At 53.6% G+C, this 2,005-nt stretch carries 3 protein-coding genes; all 3 read left to right on the top strand.

The features are described 5' to 3' along the window. Window positions 1-529: uracil-DNA glycosylase family protein (locus MVG27_RS05235; protein WP_297556317.1), on the top strand; the 529-nt coding region annotated here is incomplete at its 5' end. After that, window positions 517-1,401 (top strand): adenosylcobinamide-phosphate synthase CbiB, encoded by an 885-nt coding sequence (gene cbiB, locus MVG27_RS05240; RefSeq protein WP_297556319.1) that lies wholly within the window; start codon window positions 517-519, stop codon window positions 1,399-1,401. The genes MVG27_RS05235 and cbiB, both read left to right, overlap by 13 nt. Continuing rightward, the coding region (locus MVG27_RS05245; protein WP_297556322.1) for an aminotransferase class I/II-fold pyridoxal phosphate-dependent enzyme at window positions 1,386-2,005 on the top strand (620 nt) is incomplete at its 3' end. The genes cbiB and MVG27_RS05245, both read left to right, overlap by 16 nt.

Raw genomic sequence — 2,005 nt, forward strand, 5'->3', positions numbered from 1 at the left:
ATACTGCTCCCTCTTAACTGACCCGGGGTACTTCTGCGGGGAAGAGAACCTGATGTACCAGCTTAAGGTCGGCGAGTTTGAGGGACTGCCCTTCGCGAACGGTTTTGCAGGTTCGAAGGTAGCCCTCGTCGGCGAAGCACCGGGAAGGCGTGGATGTGGAAAAACGGGAATATGCTTCTACCGCGATGCCTCTGGAATGCTACTCCGCAAAACTCTATTCTCCCTCGGGATAAACCCGGACTTCCTGTACATTACCAACGTCGTCAAGTGTAATCCGCCGGAGAACAGGCTGAGGGGGATTCCTCCTGGAGCCTACGAGCTTTTGGCGAGAGAGCTGGAGATTTTAAAGCCGAAGGCTATCTTCGCGGTCGGGAGAACCGCAGAGAAGGTCCTCATGGAGCTTGGGTTCGAGGCTGAGTACCTGAGACATCCCGCATGGTACGTCAGGAGAGGCGTTAGGGAACCGAGTGGTGAAATCATGGGGGAATATTCCAAAATCAGGGAGGCTCTGGGTGAATGGACGCTTTAGTCCACCTATTCCTTGCAGTTCTCTGGGATTTAGCTTTCGGCGAGCCCCCCGCGAAGCTTCACCCGGTCGTGTGGTTCGGAAGAATAGCTGGGTTAATTGATTCCCGCTACAAACGGCGCTCTCCCGTTAGGGACTTCTTGGTGGGGACCGCCACAGCCATTATAGTTCTGGCCTTTGCCCTTTCGCTTTCAATTTTGCCTTCCTTTGCTCAGTATCCCATCAACTATGCTTTAGCGGTTTATCTTCTCAAAAGCTCCTTTGCGATTAGAAGTTTGCACGAGCACATAGCGAGAACTGTAACGGACGACATCGAGGAGAAGAGGAAAGCGGTCTCGATGATAGTCAGCAGAGACGTTAGAGACCTTGACGTCTACCACCTGAACTCTGCAGCAATAGAAAGCCTCGCAGAGAACCTGAACGACTCCGTAATTGCCCCGCTCTTTTATTTCCTCCTCTTCGGCCTGCCGGGGGCGTTAATCTACCGCGCCGTCAACACGCTCGACGCGATGCTCGGTTATAGGAACGAGCGCTACGAATACTTCGGCAAGTTCTCCGCGAGACTTGACGACCTCCTAAACTTCATACCGGCCCGCTTAACGGTTCTCCTCTACCTTCCCCTCGGTGGAAGGAATGTTTTTCGCTACTACCGTCTGGCGAGGTTCAAGATAAACTCCGATAAGCCTATGGCGGTAATGAGCGCCGTCCTCGGAGTCTGGCTCGAGAAGCCAGGGGTTTACCGCTTTCCTGGAAAAGCTCCTGAAAACGAGGATATAAAGCGCGCCCTGAAGGTTTACTGGCTTGTCGTTGCCGAATGGCTGGTAATCGTCTCATTACTCCTCGCGACGGGGGCCTGTCCATGCTTGAGCCGGTGAAGTTCTCGACCTACCACGGCGGTGCTAGGGAAGAAGGTTTGCTCGACTTCTCCGCATCGCTCAATCCCTATCCTCCAGAGTGGCTCGACAAGATGTTCGAAAGGGCGAAGGAGATAAGCAACCGCTACCCCTACTATGGAAGACTTGAAGAAGGCCTTTCGGAGCTAATCGGCGAAGAAATTACGGTAACGGCTGGAATCACCGAGGCGCTCTATTTAATTGGAATACTCGCGCTCCGCGGGAGAAAGGTTGTAATCCCGCGCCACACCTACGGTGAGTATGAAAGAGTTGCCAGAATTTTCGGAGCCAGAGTCATCAAAGGCCCCAACGAGCCTGATAAACTTGCGGAGCTTGTTGAGAAGGATTCGGTTGTCTTCTTCTGCAATCCCAACAACCCAGACGGGAGGTTTTACCGCGTTAAGGAACTTAGGCCCCTCCTCGATGCCGTCGAAGAGGGCAGGGCCCTTCTCGTTCTTGACGAGGCCTTCATAGACTTCGTTAAAGACGCCGAAAGCCCGGAGGGAGAAAACCTCGTAAAGCTCAGGACGTTCACAAAAAGCTACGGCCTGCCCGGGATTAGGGTTGGCTACATTCTCGGCTTTCC

It is taken from the genome of Thermococcus sp., from assembly GCF_027011145.1.
GTDB lineage: Archaea > Methanobacteriota_B > Thermococci > Thermococcales > Thermococcaceae > Thermococcus.